The sequence below is a fragment of the Delftia sp. ASV31 genome (assembly GCF_016428765.1).
GTDB classification, from domain to species: domain Bacteria; phylum Pseudomonadota; class Gammaproteobacteria; order Burkholderiales; family Burkholderiaceae_C; genus Comamonas; species Comamonas acidovorans.
Window position 1 is genome coordinate 18,648 of sequence record NZ_JAELTK010000059.1, and the last position, 20,434, is coordinate 39,081.

Here is a 20,434-nt window from a genome sequence, read left to right on the forward strand (position 1 = left end):
AGATGCGAATCCTCGTGGTGGAAGACGAGCCCACGCTCTGCGGGCAACTGGTACAGGCCTTGCAGCAGGCAGGCCATACGGTGGAGACGGCCGCGGACGGCGCAACGGCCCAGTACCTGGGCGAGGTCGAGGAATTCGACGCCGCCGTGCTGGACCTGGGCCTGCCCGTGCGCGACGGGCTCACCGTGCTGCGCGCCTGGCGCGCGCAGGGCCGGGTCATGCCGGTGATGATCCTCACGGCGCGCGGCGCCTGGCATGAGAAGGTGGCCGGCATGGATGCCGGCGCCGACGACTATCTGGCCAAGCCCTTCCACATGGAAGAGCTGATGGCCCGCCTGCGCGCCCTGCTGCGCCGGCTCAGCCCGCACGCCAGCGCCCAGTGGCAATGCGGCCCCATCGTGCTGGACTCGCGCCATGCCCGTGTGAGCGTCGCTGGCCAGCCGCTCACGCTCACCAGCCATGAATTCAAGGTGCTGGCCCTGCTGATGCAGCGCGTGGGGCAGGTGATATCGCGCACCGAACTGTCCGAGCACATCTACCCGCAGGACAGCGACCGCGACTCCAACACCATCGAGGTCTTCGTCGGCCGCCTGCGCAAGAAGCTGCCGGCCGGCAGCATAGAGACCGTGCGCGGACTGGGCTACCGGCTGGTGGAAGGCGCGCCCGCCGCATGAACGCGCTACAGGAAGGACAGGTATCCCGGCTCGGTGATTCGCTGCGCCTGCGCCTGCTGGCCGGCACGCTGGCCTGGGTGCTGGCGGCCGTGCTGCTGGCCGGCTGGGGGCTGCGCGGCCTGTTCCGAGACCACATCGCGCAGCAGTTGCAGGCGCAGCTGGTGCTGCAGCTCGACCAGCTCAGCGCAGCCGTCAACAGCCTGCCCGGAGGGCGCATCGAAGTCGGACTGGCCGTGGGCGACCCGCGCCTGGCGCAGCCGCTGTCGGGCCTGTACTGGCAGATCGACCAGGTGAGCGATGGTGCGGGTCCGCCCGAGAAGGCCGGCTTGCTGCGCTCTCGTTCGCTGTGGGACCAGACGCTGGACTGGCACCAGTTCCGTGCCGATGCCGGTCGCCCGGATGAGCATCACGAGGACACGGCGCTGAACACCGGTATGCTGCCCGATGGCCAGGGCCACCAGCTCGTGGCCGTGGCACGCCCCCTGCAATTGCCCGAGGCCGATGCGCCGCCGCTGCGCCTGATCGTTGCGGCCGACAGCGCCCTGCTGGCCGAGCCCATGCAGCGCTTCACCACCATGCTGATCGCCGCACTGGGCACGCTGGCGGCCGGACTGGTGCTGGCCGTGGTGCTGCAGCTGCGCCTGGCGCTGCGGCCGCTGCAGCTGCTGCGCAAGGGCCTGTCCGACGTGCGCAAGGGGGCAACGCCGCGCCTCGAAGGCCGGTTTCCGCAGGAACTGCGCCCCCTGGTGCAGGAATTCAACCATGTGCTGGATGTGAACGCCGACATGGTGCAGCGCGCGCGCACGCAGGCCGGCAACCTGGCCCATGCGGTGAACACGCCGCTGTCCATCCTCGGCAATGCCGCCGCGCAGGAAGGCGGGGCGCTGGCCGAACTGGTCCGCGAGCAGGTCGCCAGCGCCAGCCGCCAGGTGGACCACCATCTGGCACGCGCCCGCGCTGCGGCCCGCCAGGCCACAGGCCTGCGCACGCCGCTGGAGCCGCCGCTGGCCTCGCTGGTGCGCACCATGGAACGGCTGCACGCCGGCCGCGGCATCCGCTTCGCGCTGAAGGGCGATGCGCAGCCTTGGGACTTTCTGGGCGATGGCCAGGACCTGATGGAAATCCTGGGCAACCTGCTGGACAACGCCGGCAAGTGGGCGGCCCAGGCCGTGAGCCTGGAAGTCCAGGGCCTGGAGCACGATCAGGCCGGCGGCCCCTTGCTGCTGACGGTGGACGATGACGGCCCTGGAATCGAAGACGCCGACCTTGGCCGCATCTTCGAGCGCGGCGAGCGCCTGGACGAACGCAGGCCCGGCGCAGGCCTGGGCCTGGATATCGTGCGTGACCTGGTGCAGACCTATGGCGGCAGCATCGCGGCCAGCCGCTCGCCGCTGGGCGGCCTGCGCATGCAGCTGCGCCTGCCGGGGGCAAAAAGACAGGCGTGACGGCAGGAGCCGCGCAGCAGCGGCTCAGTGCCCTCTCAGCGTCCTTTCAGTGTCCTCTCAGCGCACGCAGCACCTGCACCAGGGTGTCTGCCTGGGGAAACAGCCAGTCGGCCAGCGCGCCCAGCGCCACGGCGGCCACCAGTGCGCCCAGCACCGGCTTCCAGCTCAGGCGCAGCGCGGCCAGCAGCCAGCCCTCGCGCTCCACCACATAGAGCGTGCGCGCCATCAGCAGCGCAAAGGCCACCTCCACCGCCACGGCCAGGAACAGGTCGGCCCCAAAGACCAGCCACAGCAGCGACCCTGCCCCCGTGACCGCGACCAGCAGCGCCGCAAACACCAGCAGCACGGGGACCAGGACGACGGCGCCTTCGTCCAGCCCATCGATGCCCGGCATATCAAAGCCTTGCGAGGCCGAGGAAGCGGCCTCGGACATGGCGCCGCCGTCATCCCAGCTGCCGCTGGAGCCACCGCCGCCATACGAGCCGCCCTGCCCGCTGTCGAATCCGCCAGCCTCCGGCGTGCGGGCCGGTGAAGAGCCGTTGCTGCCGGGCGTCACATCGGGAACATCGGACACCTCCCAGTCGCGGCGCAGCATGCATTCGGCCCACAGGCGCAGCAGCAGCAGGTACAGCAGATAGCCACAGGCCAGGGCCACGCCATAGCGCAGCGCCATGCTGTGCATGCCCGCGTGCAGCAGGCCCAGGCTCAACAGCGACATGCCGGCCAGGCTCAACCCGCCCGTCAGTGCCGCATGCAGGCGCAGCCAGTGGCGCTGCTGCAGGCGGCGGCGCATGCGGTCTTCCTGAGTCAGCATCACGCGCGTCCATGATGCGGATGGGCGGTGGCGCGTGCGCCGGGATGGCCTGGCCATGCGGATTCCTCCCTGGAGCGATGCCCGGGCAGTGCGGCTGCGGGCGTTTTCTGGCTGAGCGCCTTATTGCTTGCCTGTAGAGCCGTAGCCGCCCGCGCCGCGCTCGGAAGCCGACTCGAACTCCTCGACCACATTGAAGCTGGGCTGCACCACGGGCACGATGATCAGCTGGGCCAGGCGGTCCATGGGCTGCAGCGTGAAGGCCGTGGTCGAGCGGTTCCAGGCGCTGACCATGAGCTGGCCCTGGTAGTCGCTGTCGATCAGGCCGACCAGGTTGCCCAGCACGATGCCGTGCTTGTGGCCCATGCCCGAGCGCGGCAGGATCATGGCCGCGTAGCCGGGGTCCTTGAGGTACATGGCCATGCCCGTGGGCACCAGTTGCCATTGGCCGGGCTCCAGCGTCAGCGGTGCATCGATGCAGGCGCGCAGGTCCAGGCCCGCGCTTCCCGGCGTGGCGTAGGCGGGCATGTTCTCGCGCAGGCGCGCGTCAAGGATCTTGATATCAACGTTCATGGAAACAATCTGGGGAGCGCCTCACGGCAGGCTCTCTTGAAAAGCAAAGCGCGCATTGTGCCCCGCGCCGTCACCCGGACGACTTGAGCCCGCTGCGAAAGCCTTTGACGATGGCATTGATGATGGTGAGCAGCAGGATGAAGGGGCCGATGCCCGGAATCACCACGGCCAGGATCAGGCCGATCACGATACCCAGCAACTGGCCCGGACCTATCTTGAAGACCGTCTTCTTGACGGCCTTGGCGGCGGAGGAGGCCTGGGCTTGCTGTGCCCGTGCCGCCTGCCGGCCGCGATCGGCCCTGCCACCATTTCTATCGCCGTTCCTGTCGCCATGCCTGTCGCCTGCAGATGGCTGGCGCCCCGGAAGGGCAGGCACCGAAGCCTGCTGCGCGGCGACGCGTGCCTTCTCGGCCGCAGCCTGCACCTGCTCGCGCACGCGCTCGACCACGGACTGGGACTGCGCGCCCGGCGTGGCCACCGCATCGGTGAAATCGCTGCGCCCCTGCGCCATCCAGCCGTGGGCCGCAGAGCGGTACAGGGGGCTGGCGCGCAGCAGCTCGTCCACATAGCGCACGTAGTCGCCGTGGCGGGGGCCTTCGTAGGTGTTCTGTGACATGCGGGCCTTCGGTGGTGTCAACGGACGGGCGGCAGGCGCCGGGCGATCTCGGCCACCAGCTGGCGCGCCAGCAGGGACTTGGAGGCGTGCGGCAGTTCTATAGTGCCAGCCTCGTCGATCAGCAGCAGGGCATTGTCATCCCGCCCAAAGGTTGCGGGACCGATATTGCCCACCAGCAGCGGCACCTGCTTGCGCAGGCGCTTGGCGCTGGCGTGCTGCAGCAGGTCGTGGCTTTCGGCGGCGAAGCCCACGCAGTACAGCCGGCCGCTGCGCGCAGGCTCGGACTGCGCGGCGGCCGCCAGGATGTCGGGGTTCTCGACGAAGGTCAGCGTGGGGGTCTGGCCCGAGCCGTCCTTCTTGATCTTCTGGTCTGACGCCGTGGCCGGGCGCCAGTCGGCCACGGCCGCCGTGGCGATGAACACACCGGCTTGCGGCAATTGCTGGTGCACGGCATCAAACATCTGCTGCGCCGATTGCACGTCGATGCGCTGCACGCCGCGCGGCGTGCGCAGGTGCACGGGCCCGGCCACCAGGGTCACCTGGGCGCCCGCCTCGCGTGCGGCGCGCGCAATGGCAAAGCCCATCTTTCCGCTGGAATGGTTGGTGATGCCGCGCACGGGATCAATGGCCTCGAAGGTCGGGCCCGCCGTGACCAGCACCTGGCGGCCCTGCAGCAGCTTGGGCGTGAAGAAGGCAGCCAGCTCCTCCATGATTTCCTCGGGCTCCAGCATGCGGCCGTCGCCCACCTCGCCACAGGCCTGGTCGCCCGTTCCCACGCCCAGCACCAGCGCACCGTCGGCCGCCACCTGCGCCAGGTTGCGCTGCGTGGCCGGGTGCGCCCACATCTCGCGGTTCATGGCAGGCGCCAGCAGCAGGGGCACGCGGTCCATGGGGCGCGCCAGGCACATCAGGCTCAGCAGCTCGTCGGAGCGGCCCTGCACCAGGCGCGCGATGAAGTCGGCACTGCAGGGCGCGATCAGCATGGCATCGGCCTCGCGACTGAGGTTGATGTGGGGCATGTTGTTGGGCTCGCGCGCGTCCCACTGCGAACCATAGACCGGACGGCCCGACAGCGCCTGCATGGTCACCGGGGTGATGAACTGCTCTGCCGCCTCGGTCATCACCACCTGCACGGTGGCCCCGGCCTGCACCAGCAGGCGCACCAGCTGGGCAGATTTGTAACAAGCCACGCCTCCGGAGAGGCCGAGCACCAGATGTTTACCTGCGAACACTTCAGTCATGGCGCGCAATTTAGCAGAGCCGGAGCATCCGAGCAGCCCCGCGCGGCGCGGCGAATTCGGCGGCGCATCTATAATCCTGCTTTACCACCACCAATAAAAGACATGACCAAATTTGTCTTCGTCACAGGCGGTGTGGTGTCTTCCCTGGGCAAGGGAATCGCCTCAGCCTCCCTTGCTGCGATCCTCGAATCGCGCGGCCTCAAAGTCACCCTCATCAAGCTGGATCCCTACATCAACGTGGACCCGGGCACCATGTCGCCCTTCCAGCACGGTGAAGTGTTCGTGACCGATGATGGCGCCGAGACCGATCTGGACCTTGGCCACTACGAGCGTTTCATCGAAACGCGCATGAAGCAGTCCAACAACTTCACCACCGGCCGCATCTACCAGAGCGTTCTGGAAAAGGAGCGCCGCGGCGACTACCTGGGCAAGACCGTGCAGGTGATCCCGCACGTGACCAACGAAATCCAGGAGTACATCAAGCGCGGCGCCGGCCTGGGCACGCCTGACGCTGTCGATGTCGCCATCTGCGAAGTCGGCGGCACGGTGGGCGACATCGAGTCCCTGCCCTTCCTCGAAGCCGTTCGCCAGCTGGCCCTCAAGCAGGGCCCCAACAACACGGCCTTCGTGCACCTGACCTACCTGCCCTGGATTGCCACGGCCGGCGAGCTCAAGACCAAGCCCACGCAGCACACCGTGCAGAAGCTGCGCGAGATCGGCATCCAGCCCGACGCCCTGCTGTGCCGCGCGCAGCACCAGGTGCCGGAAGAGGAGAAGGAAAAGATCTCGCTGTTCACCAACGTTCCCGAGTGGGGCGTGATCTCCATGTGGGACGTGGACACCATCTACAAGGTGCCCCGCATGCTGCACGAGCAGGGCCTGGACGGCCTGATCTGCGACAAGCTGCGCCTGAACACGCCGCCCACCAACCTCAAGCGCTGGGACGACCTGGTCCACGAGACCGAGCACCCGCAGGGCGAGGTCAAGATCGCCATGGTCGGCAAGTACGTCGAGCTGTCGGACGCCTACAAGTCCGTCAACGAGGCGCTCAAGCACGCCGGCATGCAAAGCCATGTGGCAGTGAAGATCACCCACGTCGATTCCGAGACCATCAGCGACGCCAATGCGCGCGACAAGCTCTCGCAGTACGACGCCATCCTCGTGCCCGGCGGCTTCGGCTCGCGCGGCGTGGAAGGCAAGATCTCCACGGCCCGCTACGCCCGCGAGAACAAGGTGCCCTACCTGGGCATCTGCCTGGGCATGCAGGTGGCCACCATCGAATACGCCCGCCATGTGGCCGGCCTCGAAGGCGCCAATTCCACCGAGTTCGACCCCAAGTCCGCCAACCCCGTGATCGCCCTGATCACCGAGTGGAAGGATGCCGACGGCACGGTCAAGACCCGCGACGAGAACTCCGACCTGGGCGGCACCATGCGCCTGGGCGCGCAGTCCTCCGACGTGCAGGCCGGCACGCTGGCCCACAGCATCTACGGTGATGTGGTCACCGAGCGCCACCGCCACCGCTATGAAGCCAACGTCCAGTATCTGGACCAGCTGCGCGAAGCGGGCCTGGTGATCTCGGCGCTGACGCAGCGCGAGCAGCTGACCGAGATCGTCGAGCTGCCCAAGGAAGTCCACCCCTGGTACATCGGCGTGCAGTTCCACCCCGAGTTCAAGTCCACGCCGTGGAGCGGCCACCCGCTGTTCAACGCCTTCGTGAAGGCTGCGATCGAACGCCAGAAGGCGCCGCGCAAGTCCTGACCCCGCAACGCCGCCCACCATTTCCCAAGGAATCCCCACCATGAAACTCTGCGGCTTCGATGTCGGCCTCGACCGGCGCTTCTTTCTCATTGCAGGACCCTGCGTCGTCGAGTCCGAACAGCTGCAGATGGACGTGGCGGGGCATCTCAAGGAAATCACGGCGGCCCTGGGCATCCACTTCATCTTCAAGAGCAGCTACGACAAGGCCAACCGAAGCTCGGGCGCCAGCTTTCGCGGCCCGGGCATGGACAAGGGCCTGGAGATCCTGGCCAAGGTGAAGAAGGACCTGCAGGTCCCCATCCTGACCGACGTGCACACCGAGTCCGAAATCCCGGCCGTGTCCCAGGTCGTGGACGTGCTGCAGACGCCGGCCTTCCTGTGCCGCCAGACCGACTTCATCCGCGCCGTGGCCCAGTCGGGCCGGCCGGTGAACATCAAGAAGGGCCAGTTCCTGGCCCCGCATGACATGAAGAATGTCATCGACAAGGCCCGTGCGGCTGCAAGGGAAGCCGGCCTGCCCGAGGACAGCTTCATGGCCTGCGAGCGTGGCGCCAGCTTCGGCTACAACAACCTGGTCTCGGACATGCGCAGCCTGTCCATCATGCGCGAGACCGGCGCGCCCGTCGTCTTCGACGCCACGCACAGCGTGCAGCTGCCCGGCGGCAACGGCACCAGCAGCGGCGGCATGCGCGAGATGGTGCCCGTGCTCTCGCGTGCGGCCGTGGCCGTGGGCGTGGCGGGCCTGTTCATGGAAACCCATCCCAACCCTCCCTGCGCTCTCAGCGACGGCCCCAACGCCGTACCGCTCAAGCACATGAAGGCCCTGCTCGAAACCCTGGTCGCGCTCGACGACGTGACCAAGAAGAACGGCTTCCTCGAAAACGACTTTGGAGTCTGACCCATGGCCAGCGGCTACATCATTGCGTCCGTCACCGTCACCAAGCCCGAGCAGTACGAGGAATACCGCAAGTGGAGCACCGAGGCCATGCGCGTGCATGGCGCCGAAGTCTGCGTGCGCGGCGGCAAGGTCGAAGTGCTCGAAGGCGACTGGAACCCCGGCCGCACCGTTATCCTCAAGTTCCCCAGCTTCGAGGCAGCCCGGGCCTTCTATGACACGCCCGAATACCTGCGTGCCCGCGAGGCGCGTGAAGGCGCATCCATCATGCGCATGGTCTGCGTTGAAGGCGTCTGACGGCCAGCCACCCCGGCTCGTCAAGAGCGCAGCGCATACAAAGCCATACAACCAATTTGTGCACAATAGCCGCCGCCCGATCGCAGATACTGCGCCGCGGAGCATGGCTGTGCCCGGCGGCGCGGCAGCCTGCCACGCCACCGACCACCCATACCGCTTGCCCGGCAAGCACCAGGGCGCAACCTCACCGGAACCCGCCTGCACACCGATTTCAAAAACCGCAAAGGAAATGCCATGAGTGCAATCGTTGACATCGTAGGCCGCGAAGTGCTGGACAGCCGCGGCAACCCCACCGTCGAATGCGACGTGCTGCTGGAATCGGGCGTGATGGGCCGCGCCGCCGTGCCTTCGGGCGCGTCCACCGGCTCGCGCGAAGCCATCGAGCTGCGTGACGGCGACAAGAGCCGCTACCTGGGCAAGGGCGTGCTCAAGGCCGTCGAGCACATCAACACCGAGATCTCCGAAGCCGTGCTGGGCCTGGACGCCTCCGAGCAGGCCTTCCTGGACAAGACCCTGATCGACCTGGACGGCACGGACAACAAGGGCCGCCTGGGCGCCAACGCCATGCTGGCCGTCTCCATGGCCGTGGCCCGCGCCGCCGCCGAAGAAGCCGGCCTGCCGCTGTACCGCTACCTGGGCGGCATGGGCGGCATGCAGCTGCCCGTGCCGATGATGAACGTCATCAACGGCGGCGCGCACGCCAACAACAGCCTGGACCTGCAGGAATTCATGATCATCCCCGTGGGCGCGCCTTCGTTCCGCGAAGCCGTGCGCTGGGGCGCCGAAGTCTTCCACGCGCTCAAGAAGATCATCCACGACAAGGGCATGAGCACGGCCGTGGGCGACGAAGGCGGTTTTGCGCCTTCCGTGGAAAACCACGAAGCCGCCATCCAGCTGATCCTGCAGGCCATCGAAAACGCAGGCTACAAGGCCGGCGAACAGATCGCCCTGGGCCTGGACTGCGCCGCCAGCGAGTTCTACAAGGACGGCATGTACGTGCTGGCCGGTGAAGGCAACCTGACGCTGACCGCCACCCAGTGGACCGACATGCTGGCCGGCTGGTGCGACAAGTACCCCATCATCTCCATCGAGGACGGCATGGCCGAAGGCGACTGGGATGGCTGGAAGATCCTGACCGACCGCCTGGCCGCCAAGGTCCAGCTGGTGGGCGACGACCTGTTCGTCACCAACACCAAGATCCTGAAGGAAGGCATCGACAAGAAGATCGCCAACTCCATCCTGATCAAGATCAACCAGATCGGCACGCTGACCGAAACCTTCGCCGCCATCGAAATGGCCAAGCGCGCAGGCTACACGGCCGTGATCTCGCACCGCTCGGGTGAAACCGAGGATTCGACGATTGCCGACATCTCCGTGGGCACCAATGCGGGCCAGATCAAGACCGGCTCGCTGAGCCGTTCGGACCGCATCGCCAAGTACAACCAGCTGCTGCGCATCGAGGAAGACCTGGGTGACATCGCCCACTACCCCGGCCGCGAGGCTTTCTACAACCTGCGCTGAAAAGCGTTAGGCTTGCAAGCCATCCGGCCTGCAAGCCTTTTTCCTTTCCGCAACATCTGCTGCCATGGTCAACCGCGTCGTCCCCCTTGTCCTGCTCGCCCTGCTCGCCGCCGTGCACGCGCAGTTGTGGCTGGGCCATGGCAGCGTGGCCTACGTCAAGGAACTGCAGCAGCAGATCCACGACCAGAACGTGGCCAATGCCCTGGAAAAGGCCGAGAACGACCGCCTGGCCTCCGAGGTCAACGACCTCAAGGACGGCCTGGCCATGGTCGAGGAAAAGGCCCGCAGCGAGCTGGGCATGGTCAAGCCCAACGAGATCTTCGTGCAGATCGTGCGGCGCTGAAGGTTGGGATTTTTTGCACCAAGGCCGGCTTCATGCCGGCCTTGTGCTTTTGCAACAAGGCGCCTGCGCCCCTTAACCGGGCCCGCGCGCAAGCCGAGACAGGTACTTGGACACAGACCGCTTGCCCCCGCCCCCGGTGATTCTTCTGGGATCGCCGCCCGCGCTCGCGCTTTCCATGGCCCATGCACTGCGCCAGGCCTGGCGGCACCACGGAGCATCTCCTGCTGACTGGCAATGCCTGGCGGCCGAGCCGGGGCAGTCTCTGCCGGAACATGGGGCCGTCTACCTGCTGGGACTGGATTGGAGAGCCCCCGTCACCGAGCACGAAGGGGTGAGCAATGGCCCTGCCGCCCAGCTCCAGCATTGGCGTGACCAATTGCAAAGCCAGTCACGCGACTACGTGGTGCTCTATGGCAATACCGCCCGGCAATGGCAACAGCTGGCCGAGTCGCTCAGGCTCAAGGCTCCGCAAATGGACTGGTCCTGGCTGCCCGCAAGCCCCGCGCAACGCAGCGCGCGCCTTCGCCCCTACGGCTGCGAGCAATGCAGCGACCCGGACTGCGAGCGGCGATTGTTCGACGCGCTGCGCAGCGGGCGCGACTGACTCCGAGCGTATTTACTGCACGTTCGTCGAGGTCGGCGGCTGCTTGCCGGCTTCGGTGAACAACTGGGCGGCATCGATGGGATCGAACTCATACTGCTTGCCGCAGAAGTCGCAGCCCACCTCGATATTGCCGCGCTCCTCCAGGATGCTGTCCACCTCTTCAATGCCCAGCGAGACCAGCATGGCGCCCACGCGCTCACGGCTGCAGGTGCAGGCAAAGCGCGGGCGCTCTTCGTCCTGCTGGGGGACGAAGCGCATCAGCTTCTCTTCCCAGAACAGGCGCCGCAGGATGGTTTCCACATCCAGCGTGAGCAGTTCCTCGCGCGTCAGGCTGGCGGCCAGCGTGGCGATGCGGTTGTAGTCCTCGTTCAGGCCGATGGCGTCCTGGCCCGATTGCTCGCTTTCGGTGGCGGAGGCCAGGTTGGCCTCGCCCTTGACCGGCATGCGCTGGATCAGCAGGCCGGCAGCCAACTGGTCATCGGCGGCCAGCACCAGCACGGTGTCCAGCTGCTCGGACTGCAGCATGTAGTGCTGCAGTGCATCGGACACCTTGGAGAACCTGCGGCCTTGCGCATCCTGCAGCGGCACCACGCCCTGGTAGGGCTGCTGGCCCGGCTGGCGTCCCTTGGGGTCCAGCGTGATGGCGCAGCGGCCACCACCGTTCACATTGAGCAGTTGCTCCAGCGTGGCGCCTTCGGGCGCCTCCCCGATCAGGGTGGCGGTGGCGCGCAGGCCGAAGTCGGACTGCACCTCGGCCACGGCCAGCTTGACCGGGCCGTCGCCCATGACCTGGAAGACCAGGGCGCCGTTGAACTTGATGTTGGACTGCATGAGCACGCCGGCAGCCGCCATTTCGCCCAGCAGTTCGCGCACGGCGGCGGGGTAGGCGCCGGTCTCGCCGTTGCCCGCGCGGCGTTGCAGGATTTCCTGCCAGGCGTCGGTGAGGCGGACGATGGAGCCGCGCACGGGCAGGCCTTCGAAGATGAATTTATGCAGTTCAGACACGCTGATGGATTCCGTAAAAAAGTGCCGGGCCTCGCTCAGCCCAGCTTGCGCAGCCCGGTCTTGAACCGGCGCGCATTATCGACATAGTGTTGGGCGCTGCGGCGCAAGCCTTCGATCTGCTCGGGCGTCAATTGGCGCACGGCCTTGGCCGGGCTGCCGATGATCATCGAGCCATCGGGAAACTCCTTGCCCTCGGTGATGAGGGCGCCTGCGCCGACCAGGCAGTTCCTGCCGATCTTCGCGCCGTTGAGCACCACGGCACCGATGCCGATCAGCGACTCGTCGCCGATGGTGCAGCCATGCAGCATGACCTGGTGGCCCACGGTCACATGGCGCCCCACGACCAGCGGCTTGCCCAGGTCGGCATGCAGCACGCTGGCGTCCTGGATGTTGCTTCCCTCGCCGATGGAGATGCTCTCGCAGTCGCCGCGCAGCACGGCGCTGAACCAGATGCTGGCGTCTTCGGCCAGCTGCACATTGCCCATGACCTCGGCGCTGTCGGCCACCCAGGCCGATGCTGCCACTTCAGGGGCCACTCCATCCAGTTCATAAATCGCCATGGGTCTTTGTCTCCGTCAATTATTGGTGATGGCAGGAAACCTAGAATTGTAGGGATGGAGTTACGTCACCGCGCCCTTGAGGTTTTGTGCCTCCCGGACCCCGAGGAAAAGGCCGCCGCCGCGTTGGACATGTATGCACGGCAGGCGCTTTATTCAATAGCAGCGCAGGCACCGGCCCTGCCCGATCCCGCACCGGACCTGCCCGGCCGCCCTCTGCGGCCCGAGCTGCGCCACCACACTGCCGTTGCAAGGCGCTCGCCGGCCACGCCCGAAGGCCGGGCCGTGCTGATCCACGCCATTGCCCACATCGAGTTCAACGCCATCAATCTGGCGCTGGATGCCGTCTGGCGCTTTGACGGCATGCCGCAGCAGTACTACCTGGACTGGCTGCAGGTGGCCGCCGAGGAGGCCAAGCACTTTCGCCTGCTGCGCGAGCATCTGCGCGCGCACCTGGGCCACGACTATGGCGACTTCCCGGCCCACCAGGGCCTGTGGACCATGTGCGAGAAGACCGCGCATGACGTGGTGGCCCGCATGGCCCTGGTGCCACGCACGCTGGAGGCACGGGGCCTGGACGCCACGCCCCAGATCCAGAACAAGCTGCGCAACACGCGCGCGCCCGACGCGCTGGCGGCCGTGGACATCCTCGACATCATCCTGCGCGAGGAAGTGGGCCACGTGGCCATAGGCAACCACTGGTACCGCTGGCTGTGCGAGCGTGAAGGCCTGGAGCCGGAGGCGCACTACCAGCACCTGACGCAGCGCTACGAGGCACCGCGCCTGCGCCCGCCCTTCAACGAGCGCGCGCGCCGCGCCGCTGGCTTCACCGATACCGAACTGGCCTGGCTGCAGCAGGTCTGAAGAAAGACCGCCACAGCCGCGCGGACAGGCCCGTCCCGTCCGCATGGCCGCACAATGGTTTACAAACTAGGATGGGCCCGACTCCGCAATCGGACTTGTCCCAGCAGACACTGCCTGTCGGCATATTTATTCAGAACATTCCTACAATCAGATCTGCTGCTTACCGTGCCTCTTCGACCGAACACTCCATGACCGAATTGCCTGTCCATCTCTTCAACGATGCCCCTGCGGCCAGCCCCGCGTCCACAGACCGGGGAATGATCGCGCGCCAGGCCATCGTCAACGGGGTGCAGCAGATCATCGGCTACGAGCTTTTCAACCGTTCGCGCGCCTACCCGGACCATACGGCGGCCTCGGACGTGTCCCTGGTGTTCACGGCCCTGTCGCATGCCGGCGAGGAAGATCTGGTCGGCACCAAGTTGATGTTCGTCAACTGCACGCATGAAAGCCTGGCCGGCGGGCATCTGGAGCTGCTCAACCCCGACAAGGTGGTGCTGGAGATCCCGCCGCTGGGCCTGGCCGCACAACAAGAGGTGCAGGCCCGCCTGCCCATCCTCAGCAATCTGCGCGCGCGCGGCTTCAACCTGGCCTTCAATCACACGGTGCTGGAGTCCGCCTATGCGGCCTGGCTGCCCCTGGCCGACTACATCAAGTTCGACCTGTCCGTGCTGGCCCCTGACCAGTTGGCCGTGCTGGTCAACTTCGCCGGCCGCCACACGCGCGCCGAGCTGATCGCCGAGAAGGTGGAAAGCGCCCAGCAGCATGAGCAGGTGGGCCGCCTGGGCATACAGCTGTTCCAGGGCTTCTGGTTTGCGCGGCCCACGGTGGTGCGCACCAAGCTGCTGTCGCCCTCGCAGCAAAGCATCGTCCAGCTGCTGAATCTGGTGCGCCAGCAGGCCAGCACCGATGCCATCGAGGACGTGCTCAAGAAGGATGCAGGCCTGGCCTTCAACCTGATGCGCCTGATCAATTCCGTGGGTTTTGGCGTGCAACGCGAGATCACCTCCTTCCGCCAGGCCGTGATGCTCATGGGCCTCAAGAAGCTGTTCCGCTGGGCGGCAATGCTGCTGACCGCATCTCGCAACGGCGGCCCGCCGCCGGCCATCGGCCAGACCGCCGTGATCCGCGGGCGGCTGATGGAGCTGCTGGCCCAGGAATCGCTGAGCGAGGAAGACTCCGACCAGGCCTTCGTCGTCGGCATCTTCTCGCTGCTGGGCAGCATGCTGGACCTGCCGCAGGACGTGGCCATGAGCCTGATCCCCGTGCCCGATGCCGTCTCCGCCGCCGTGCTGCGCCATGAAGGCGTGCTGGGCGAGCTGCTGATCCTGGCCCAGGCCTGCGAAGCCAGCGACGACGCAGCCTTCAATCGCAGCGCAGACGCACTGCGCCTGAGCAGCCAGCAGATCAACTGGGCCCATCTGCAGGCCCTGGCCTGGACCGATCAACTGGCAGACAGCTCGCTATAGTCATGAGCTATCGCATGCAACTCAACGCCGCCGCTCCTTCATCTTTCTCAGCTTCCAAATGACTACCAACGACAACTCCTCCGCTCCGCCACCACCCCTGCCAGAAGGAGTGGAGGACGGACAGGTGGCCGTCATTGCGCGCCAGGCCATCGTCAACGAGGCGCGCGATGTCTTCGGCTATGAACTCTTCGATCGCTCCACAGCCCAGCATGCGCACACGGCGGCCTCCGACGCCGCCCTGCTGTTCAACGCACTGTCGTATGCGGGAGCCGAGGCGCTGGTGGGCAAGAAGACGGTCTTCATCAATTGCACGCATGACAGCTTGGCCGGCGGCCACCTGGAACTGATCCACCCCGACAAGGTGGTGCTGGAAGTGACCACGCTGGGCGAGAACGCCACCACAGCCGATATCGAAGAGCGCCTGCCCACCTTCCAGGCCCTGCGCCAGCGCGGCTTCCGCCTGGCCTTCAACCAGCACCTGCTGCGCCGCGCCTATGCCAGCTGGCTGCCTGCGGCCGCATTCATCAAGCTGGACATGCAGACCTTTGCACTGGCCGATGCCGAGACCCTGGTGAATTTCGCGCGCGCCCATACCAATGCCCAGATCGTGGCCGAGAAGGTCGAGACCTCCGAGCAGTTCGAGCGCATGCGCGACCTGGGCGTGCGGCTGTTCCAGGGCTTCTGGTTCGCCCAGCCGCAACTCGTGCAGGCGCGCACCATCCGCCCCACGCAGGCCACCATCATCCAGCTGATCAACCTGGTGCGCCAGCAGGCCAGCACGGACGAGATCGAGGCCCTGCTCAAGAAGGACCCCACGCTGTCCTTCAACCTGCTGCGCTTCATCAACTCCTCGGGCTTCGGCCTGTCCTGCGAGATCACCTCGTTCCGCCACGCGGTGATGATCCTGGGCCTCAAGAAGCTGTTCCGCTGGGCCGCGCTGCTGCTGACCACCTCGCGCGCGGGCGGCACGCCGCCGGCCGTGGGCCAGACCGCCGTGGTGCGCGGACGCCTGATGGAGCTGCTGACGGCCGAGCTGCTCTCGCCCGAGGAATGCGACAACGCCTTCGTGGTGGGCGTGTTCTCGCTGCTGGACGTGATGCTGGGCCAGCCCATGGAAAAGGCGCTGGAATCCATCGCCCTGCCCCAGCCCGTGATCGATGCGCTGGTGCACAACAAGGGCGTGTTCGCGCCCTTCCTGGAGCTGACGCGCGCCTGCGAAAGCGGCGACGACGAAGGCTTTGCGCGCGCCGCCAACGCCTTGCAGCTGTCCAACCACCAGGTCAACTGGGCGCACCTGCAGGCCCTGGCCTGGGCCGACAACCTCACGGCGGACGACGCCACGGTCTGAACGGGTCAGCCACCATGGCAAAGGGCTTGCGGCCGGGAAGCCGCAAGCCCTTTTTGCATGCCACGCGCCGCAGCGGTATCAGTTCAGCTTGATGCCTGCAGCCTGGATGATGCGCGCGTTGGACTGGGACTCGGCCTCGATCTGGCGCGCGAAATCCTCGGCCTTGCCGCCCGTGGCCACGTTGTCGGTGGCCTCCAGCTTGGCACGCATGTCGGGCTGGGTCAGCACCTGGTTGATCTCGGCATTGAGCCTTTGCAGCACGGGCGCGGGCGTTCCTGCGGGCGCGAAGATGCCGAACACCGAGGTCATGTTGGCGCTCTTGTAGCCCAACTCGGCCAGCGTGGGCACGCCGGGCAGCGACTCCAGGCGCTGGGGAGCACCCACGGCCAGGGCCTTGAACTTGCCCGCCTTGATGTGCTGCAGCACGGCCGGCCCGGCGTTGGTGGAGAGCACCTCGAACTGGGCGCTCAGGCCATCATTGAGCTGCTGGCCGCCGCCCTTGTAGGGAATGTGCGTGATCCTGGCCTGCGAGGCATACATGATCTGCTCGAGCATGATGTGGCCCAGCGAGGCCAGGCCGGCCGTGGCCCAGCGGACTTCGCCGGGCTGGGCCTTGGCCTGCGCCACCAGTGCCTTGAAATCGGTCGCCGTGGAGCGGGCCGTGCCCAGCAGCAGCACGGGCGAATACATCACGCTGGTCACGGGCACGAGATCGCGCTGCGGATCGAACAGCGGCTTGCCCAGGTGCGGGCTCAGCGTCAGCGGGCTGATGGAGGAAAAGCCCAGCGTATAGCCATCAGGTGCGGCCTTGGCCACCAGGTCCAGACCGATGGCGCCGCCGGCGCCGGCCTTGTTGTCCACCACCACGGGCTGGCCCAGGCGGGCGGCCAGCTTCTCGCCCAGGGCGCGCGCCACCACGTCGCTGACGCCACCGGCCGGATAGGAAACCACCACGCGGATGGGCCGGCTGGGCCAGGCGGCATCGGCGGCCGACGCGGACATCGGCAAGGCCGCAGCAGCGACCGTCGCCGCCAGCATGGAAGTCACCAGCACATGCCGGCGCAGGAAATCAGTCATCGAAAACTCCGCAGAAACACATCGAACACGGCGGTGATTGTTCTGCAAAGCGCATATCCCCGGGACAGGCTTTGCCACTTCGACGATTTCAACGGAAGAAACACCCAAACCGGCGAACCCTACACATCCAATCAACCACGCGGATGGTGCAAAGCGTGCAATGCCTTGAGCCGCTCGCGCGCCACATGGGTGTAGATGGTGGTGGTGGAGATGTCGGCATGGCCCAGCAGCATCTGCACCACGCGCAGGTCTGCGCCATGGTTGAGCAGGTGGGTGGCGAAGGCATGGCGCAGCGTGTGCGGCGACAGCGGTGCCGTGACGCCCGCAACCTGCGCGCAGCGCTTGACGATGACCCAGAACATCACGCGGCTCATGGCCGCTCCGCGCTGGGTCACGAAGACCGCATCGCTGCGCTGCCCGCCCAGGATGGCACCACGCGCCGTGGCCAGGTAGCGCTCCAGCCACCAGTGCGCCTCCTGGCCGAAGGGCACCAGCCTTTCCTTTTGCCCCTTGCCCGTCACTCGCAACACGCCCGAGCGCAGATCGATGCCATGCAAGGGCAGATCCACCAGCTCGCTCACGCGCAGGCCGCTGGCATACATCAGCTCCAGCATGGCGCGGTCACGCAGGCCCAGCGGCGTATCGACATCGGGCGCCCTGAGCAGTGCCTCCACCTGCGCCTGCGTCAGCGTATGCGGCACGCGCGGCGGCTGCCGGGCCGCCAGCATGCGTGCCGTGGGATCGGCGGCAATGCGCTGCTCGCGCAGCGCCCAGTGGTAATAGCGGCGCAGCACCGTCAGCCGCCGGTTGGAAGAACTGGCCTTGGTCTGCTCCACCCGCACCGCGAAATAGCCCTGCAGCTCCAGCTCGCCCGCCGCATCCAGCGCCAGCGGCGGCTGTTGGTGCGCCAGCCACCGCCCCCAGGCCGTCAGATCCCGGCGATAGGCCGCCAGCGTATTGCGCGACAGCCCGTCCTCCAGCAGCAGCGCATCCATGAACAGGTCCAGCGCATCCAGGCTGGCCGGAAGCGGCGCCGGCCAGGATGCAGGATCGGCAGCAGATTCGGCTTCGGCAGCCGATGGGGAAGCGATGGAAGCAACAGGCACTTGGGACATCCCATCAAGCCTACAACGAAAAAACCCGAGGTCCGCAAGGAGCCTCGGGTTCTGAGCCAACCGCTCAAGGCGGTGCTTACTCCAGCGTGAGTTTCTGCTGAACGACCACCTTCTTGTACGTCTCGTACTCGTCCTTGATCTGCTTGGCGAACTCTTCAGGCGAGTTGCCGATGACCAGGGAGCCCGTGTCCTCGATGCGCTTGCGCACGGCCGGGTCCTGCAGCACCTTGCGCACGGCGGCGTTGATCTTGTCCACCACGTCCTTGGGCATGTTCTTGGGGCCCAGGATGCCGTAGTAGGCCATGCGGTTCACCGGCTCCAGGCCCACTTCCTTGAAGGTGGGCACATTGGGCAGCACGGCCAGGCGCTGGGGCGCGGCCACCACGATGGGCACCAGGCGGTTGTCCTTGATGAACGGCAGGGCCGAGGGCAGGTTGTCCAGCACCATGGGCACCTGGCCCGCCACCACGTCGTTGAGCGCCGGGCCCGCACCGCGGTAGGGGATGTGGGTGACGAAGGTGTTGGTCAGGCTCTTGTACAGCTCCATCAGCATGTGCTGGATGCCGCCCGTGCCCGAGGAGGCATAGGAGTACTTGCCCTGGGACTTCTTGAGTTCGGCCTCGAAGCTCTTGTAGTCCTTGGCGGGGAACTTGGGGTTCACCGCAATCACGTTGGGCGTGGCCGCCACGTTGATGATGGGCGTGAAGTCCGTCAGCGTGTTGTACGAGATCTTGGGGTTGATCGCAGGGTTGGTCGCCGTGGTCGAGACCGTGGCGATGCCCAGGCTGTAGCCATCGGGCTGCGAGCGCGCGGTTTCCATGGCGCCGATGACGCCGCCGCCGCCGCCGCGGTTGTCCACCACCACGGGCTGGCCCAGTTCCTTGGTCAGGGGTTCGGCGATCACGCGGGCGATGATGTCGGTCGTGCCACCGGGGGCGAAGGGCACCACCAGCTTGATCGGCTTGGTGGGATAGGCCTGGGCCAGGGCTCCGGTGCTTGCGAGGACCAGGGTCAGGCCCATCCAGCTGCGACGATTCATACAAGATCTCCTTTTGGGGGTCGTGTTGACGAAGAAGGTTTCATGGACATCCGCAAGGCCGTGCCTGCGGATGGATGGTCTGCGAAACGAAGGCTCGCAAACGCTGCCACGGAACAGCCATGGTGGGGCCTGGAGCCCGCTGCGCGCTTGACGGTCGTCAGGACCTGCGCTTTCGGATCGGCTGTGTGGACCCCAGCGATGCTAAGGCCCGGGGCCCGGTTGTCACAGTTTGTCCCAGCACTGATTTCCCGGTGTTTACCCGTAGGCCATCCCACCCCTCCCACCACCCCGGCCGTGCGACTGCGGGGTTGCGCTTATGCTCTGCCCCCGTGAACTACGCCGTGCTGCTCTTCCCCGATTTTTCGCTCATCGTGCTTGGCTACGTGCTGTGCCGCTTCACACAGCTCAACCGCACGGTCTGGCAGGCAGTGGAGGCGCTGGTGTACTACCTGCTGTTCCCGGTGCTGCTGTTCCACTCCATCGTCAAGAGCCCGGTGGACTGGGGTGCCACCTCCCACTTGCTGGCCGCTGGCGTGTGTGCGGCCCTGGTGGGCATCGGCCTGGCCTACAGCCTGCCCTGGTGGCCGGGCCTGCGCGGCCGGATCGACACACGCGAGCATGCGGGTGCCGTGCAGGTGGCGTTTCGCTTCAACTCCTTCATCGGCCTGGCGCTGGCCAGCCGGCTGGCAGGGCCTGAGGGCCTGCTGTTCATCTCGGTGCTGATCGGCGTGAGCGTGCCGCTGTGCAATATCGCGGCCGTCTGGCCCATGGCGCGCGGCAGCAACCAGCACTTCCTGGGGCAGCTGGTGCGCAATCCGCTGATCGTGGGCACGCTGTCGGGCCTGGTGTTCAGCGCGCTGGGGCTGAAGCTGCCGGCGCTGATCGAGCCGTCGATCTCCCGCATAGGCGCAGCCTCCATCGCGCTGGGCCTGATGTCTGCCGGCGCCGGCATGCAGTTCGGCGCGCTGGCCGCCGGCAAGCTGCTGGCCGTGTGCCTGCTGGCCGTGCGGCATCTGGTGCAGCCGCTGATCGCCTATGCCATGGTGCGGGCGTTTGGCCTGAGCGGTGCGCAGGCGCTGATCCTCATGGCCTTCTCTGCCCTGCCCACCGCATCGTCGTGCTATGTGCTGGCCGCGCGCATGGGCTACAACGGCTCGTATGTGGCGGGGCTGGTCACGCTGT

The 20,434-nt window shown here is 66.7% G+C and carries 21 protein-coding genes; 12 read left to right on the forward strand and 9 right to left on the reverse strand.

All coding sequences use genetic code 11. The features are described from left to right. The first annotated feature begins 2 nt into the window (after positions 1–2). Both JHD82_RS19760 and JHD82_RS19765 read left to right on the forward strand, forming a co-directional pair. A complete protein-coding gene (locus JHD82_RS19760) occupies positions 3–674 on the forward strand; it encodes a response regulator transcription factor (protein WP_012206898.1) in 672 nt (223 codons plus the stop codon). Next, on the forward strand, positions 671–2,119 hold the full coding sequence (locus JHD82_RS19765) for a sensor histidine kinase (protein ID WP_199138287.1): 1,449 nt from the start codon (positions 671–673) through the stop codon (positions 2,117–2,119). Before JHD82_RS19760 ends, JHD82_RS19765 begins: the two co-directional genes overlap by 4 nt. A gap of 46 nt (positions 2,120–2,165) precedes the next feature. Here JHD82_RS19765 and JHD82_RS19770 read toward each other — a convergent pair whose 3' ends face one another. The 4 genes from JHD82_RS19770 to coaBC form a co-directional block, all read right to left on the reverse strand. Beyond that, positions 2,166–2,990 (reverse strand): hypothetical protein, encoded by an 825-nt coding sequence (locus JHD82_RS19770; RefSeq protein ID WP_199138289.1) that lies wholly within the window; start codon positions 2,988–2,990, stop codon positions 2,166–2,168. A gap of 63 nt (positions 2,991–3,053) precedes the next feature. Beyond that, positions 3,054–3,503 (reverse strand): dUTP diphosphatase, encoded by a 450-nt coding sequence (gene dut, locus JHD82_RS19775; RefSeq protein ID WP_034396440.1) that lies wholly within the window; start codon positions 3,501–3,503, stop codon positions 3,054–3,056. A gap of 70 nt (positions 3,504–3,573) precedes the next feature. Continuing rightward, a complete protein-coding gene (locus JHD82_RS19780) occupies positions 3,574–4,119 on the reverse strand; it encodes a hypothetical protein (protein ID WP_199138291.1) in 546 nt (181 codons plus the stop codon). A gap of 17 nt (positions 4,120–4,136) precedes the next feature. Beyond that, positions 4,137–5,360, reverse strand: coding sequence for a bifunctional phosphopantothenoylcysteine decarboxylase/phosphopantothenate--cysteine ligase CoaBC (coaBC, locus tag JHD82_RS19785; RefSeq protein WP_199138293.1), 1,224 nt, complete (start codon positions 5,358–5,360; stop codon positions 4,137–4,139). Positions 5,361–5,462: 102 nt separating this feature from the next. On the opposite strand from coaBC, the gene JHD82_RS19790 reads away from it, so the two are divergent. The 6 genes from JHD82_RS19790 (at position 5,463) to JHD82_RS19815 (ending at position 10,781) form a co-directional block, all read left to right on the forward strand. Continuing rightward, positions 5,463–7,121, forward strand: coding sequence for a CTP synthase (locus JHD82_RS19790; protein WP_071956573.1), 1,659 nt, complete (start codon positions 5,463–5,465; stop codon positions 7,119–7,121). A gap of 40 nt (positions 7,122–7,161) precedes the next feature. After that, positions 7,162–8,019, forward strand: a complete 858-nt coding sequence (kdsA, locus tag JHD82_RS19795; RefSeq protein WP_013801105.1) for a 3-deoxy-8-phosphooctulonate synthase — start codon at positions 7,162–7,164, stop codon at positions 8,017–8,019. Positions 8,020–8,022: 3 nt separating this feature from the next. Continuing rightward, entirely contained in the window at positions 8,023–8,313 is a 291-nt protein-coding gene (locus tag JHD82_RS19800; RefSeq protein ID WP_012206906.1) for a DUF1330 domain-containing protein, read from the forward strand. Between the two features lie 234 nt (positions 8,314–8,547). Further along, positions 8,548–9,834 (forward strand): phosphopyruvate hydratase, encoded by a 1,287-nt coding sequence (eno, locus tag JHD82_RS19805; protein WP_012206907.1) that lies wholly within the window; start codon positions 8,548–8,550, stop codon positions 9,832–9,834. 64 nt (positions 9,835–9,898) lie between these two features. Beyond that, positions 9,899–10,177 carry a cell division protein FtsB gene (gene ftsB / locus JHD82_RS19810; protein ID WP_012206908.1) on the forward strand — a complete coding sequence of 93 codons (279 nt, stop codon included), beginning with the start codon at positions 9,899–9,901 and terminating at the stop codon, positions 10,175–10,177. Positions 10,178–10,352: 175 nt separating this feature from the next. Further along, on the forward strand, positions 10,353–10,781 hold the full coding sequence (locus tag JHD82_RS19815; RefSeq protein ID WP_199138295.1) for a hypothetical protein: 429 nt from the start codon (positions 10,353–10,355) through the stop codon (positions 10,779–10,781). 12 nt (positions 10,782–10,793) lie between these two features. On the opposite strand, the gene JHD82_RS19820 is transcribed toward JHD82_RS19815, so the two are convergent. Next, a complete protein-coding gene (locus tag JHD82_RS19820) occupies positions 10,794–11,786 on the reverse strand; it encodes an Hsp33 family molecular chaperone HslO (protein WP_199138297.1) in 993 nt (330 codons plus the stop codon). Positions 11,787–11,821: 35 nt separating this feature from the next. Then, positions 11,822–12,346, reverse strand: a complete 525-nt coding sequence (locus JHD82_RS19825; RefSeq protein ID WP_199138299.1) for a gamma carbonic anhydrase family protein — start codon at positions 12,344–12,346, stop codon at positions 11,822–11,824. Positions 12,347–12,400: 54 nt separating this feature from the next. Here JHD82_RS19825 and JHD82_RS19830 point away from each other — a divergent pair, with 54 nt between their 5' ends. From JHD82_RS19830 to JHD82_RS19840, 3 genes are all read left to right on the forward strand, one after another. Beyond that, a complete protein-coding gene (locus JHD82_RS19830) occupies positions 12,401–13,207 on the forward strand; it encodes a ferritin-like domain-containing protein (protein ID WP_013801101.1) in 807 nt (268 codons plus the stop codon). Positions 13,208–13,395: 188 nt separating this feature from the next. Then, positions 13,396–14,673: an EAL and HDOD domain-containing protein gene (locus tag JHD82_RS19835; RefSeq protein WP_034396453.1), complete on the forward strand. Its 1,278-nt coding sequence runs from the start codon at positions 13,396–13,398 to the stop codon at positions 14,671–14,673. A gap of 58 nt (positions 14,674–14,731) precedes the next feature. Beyond that, entirely contained in the window at positions 14,732–16,021 is a 1,290-nt protein-coding gene (locus tag JHD82_RS19840; protein WP_012206914.1) for an EAL and HDOD domain-containing protein, read from the forward strand. A gap of 78 nt (positions 16,022–16,099) precedes the next feature. Here JHD82_RS19840 and JHD82_RS19845 read toward each other — a convergent pair whose 3' ends face one another. The 3 genes from JHD82_RS19845 to JHD82_RS19855 all read right to left on the reverse strand — a co-directional run bounded on the left by JHD82_RS19845 (position 16,100) and on the right by JHD82_RS19855 (position 19,252). Next, positions 16,100–17,098 carry a tripartite tricarboxylate transporter substrate binding protein gene (locus tag JHD82_RS19845; RefSeq protein WP_192366313.1) on the reverse strand — a complete coding sequence of 333 codons (999 nt, stop codon included), beginning with the start codon at positions 17,096–17,098 and terminating at the stop codon, positions 16,100–16,102. A 131-nt stretch (positions 17,099–17,229) separates the two neighbouring features. Further along, a complete protein-coding gene (xerD, locus tag JHD82_RS19850) occupies positions 17,230–18,213 on the reverse strand; it encodes a site-specific tyrosine recombinase XerD (protein WP_012206916.1) in 984 nt (327 codons plus the stop codon). Positions 18,214–18,289: 76 nt separating this feature from the next. Continuing rightward, on the reverse strand, positions 18,290–19,252 hold the full coding sequence (locus JHD82_RS19855; RefSeq protein WP_199138302.1) for a tripartite tricarboxylate transporter substrate binding protein BugE: 963 nt from the start codon (positions 19,250–19,252) through the stop codon (positions 18,290–18,292). 329 nt (positions 19,253–19,581) lie between these two features. On the opposite strand from JHD82_RS19855, the gene JHD82_RS19860 reads away from it, so the two are divergent. Continuing rightward, a partial coding sequence (locus JHD82_RS19860; RefSeq protein ID WP_199138304.1) for an AEC family transporter occupies positions 19,582–20,434 on the forward strand: 853 nt, incomplete at its 3' end.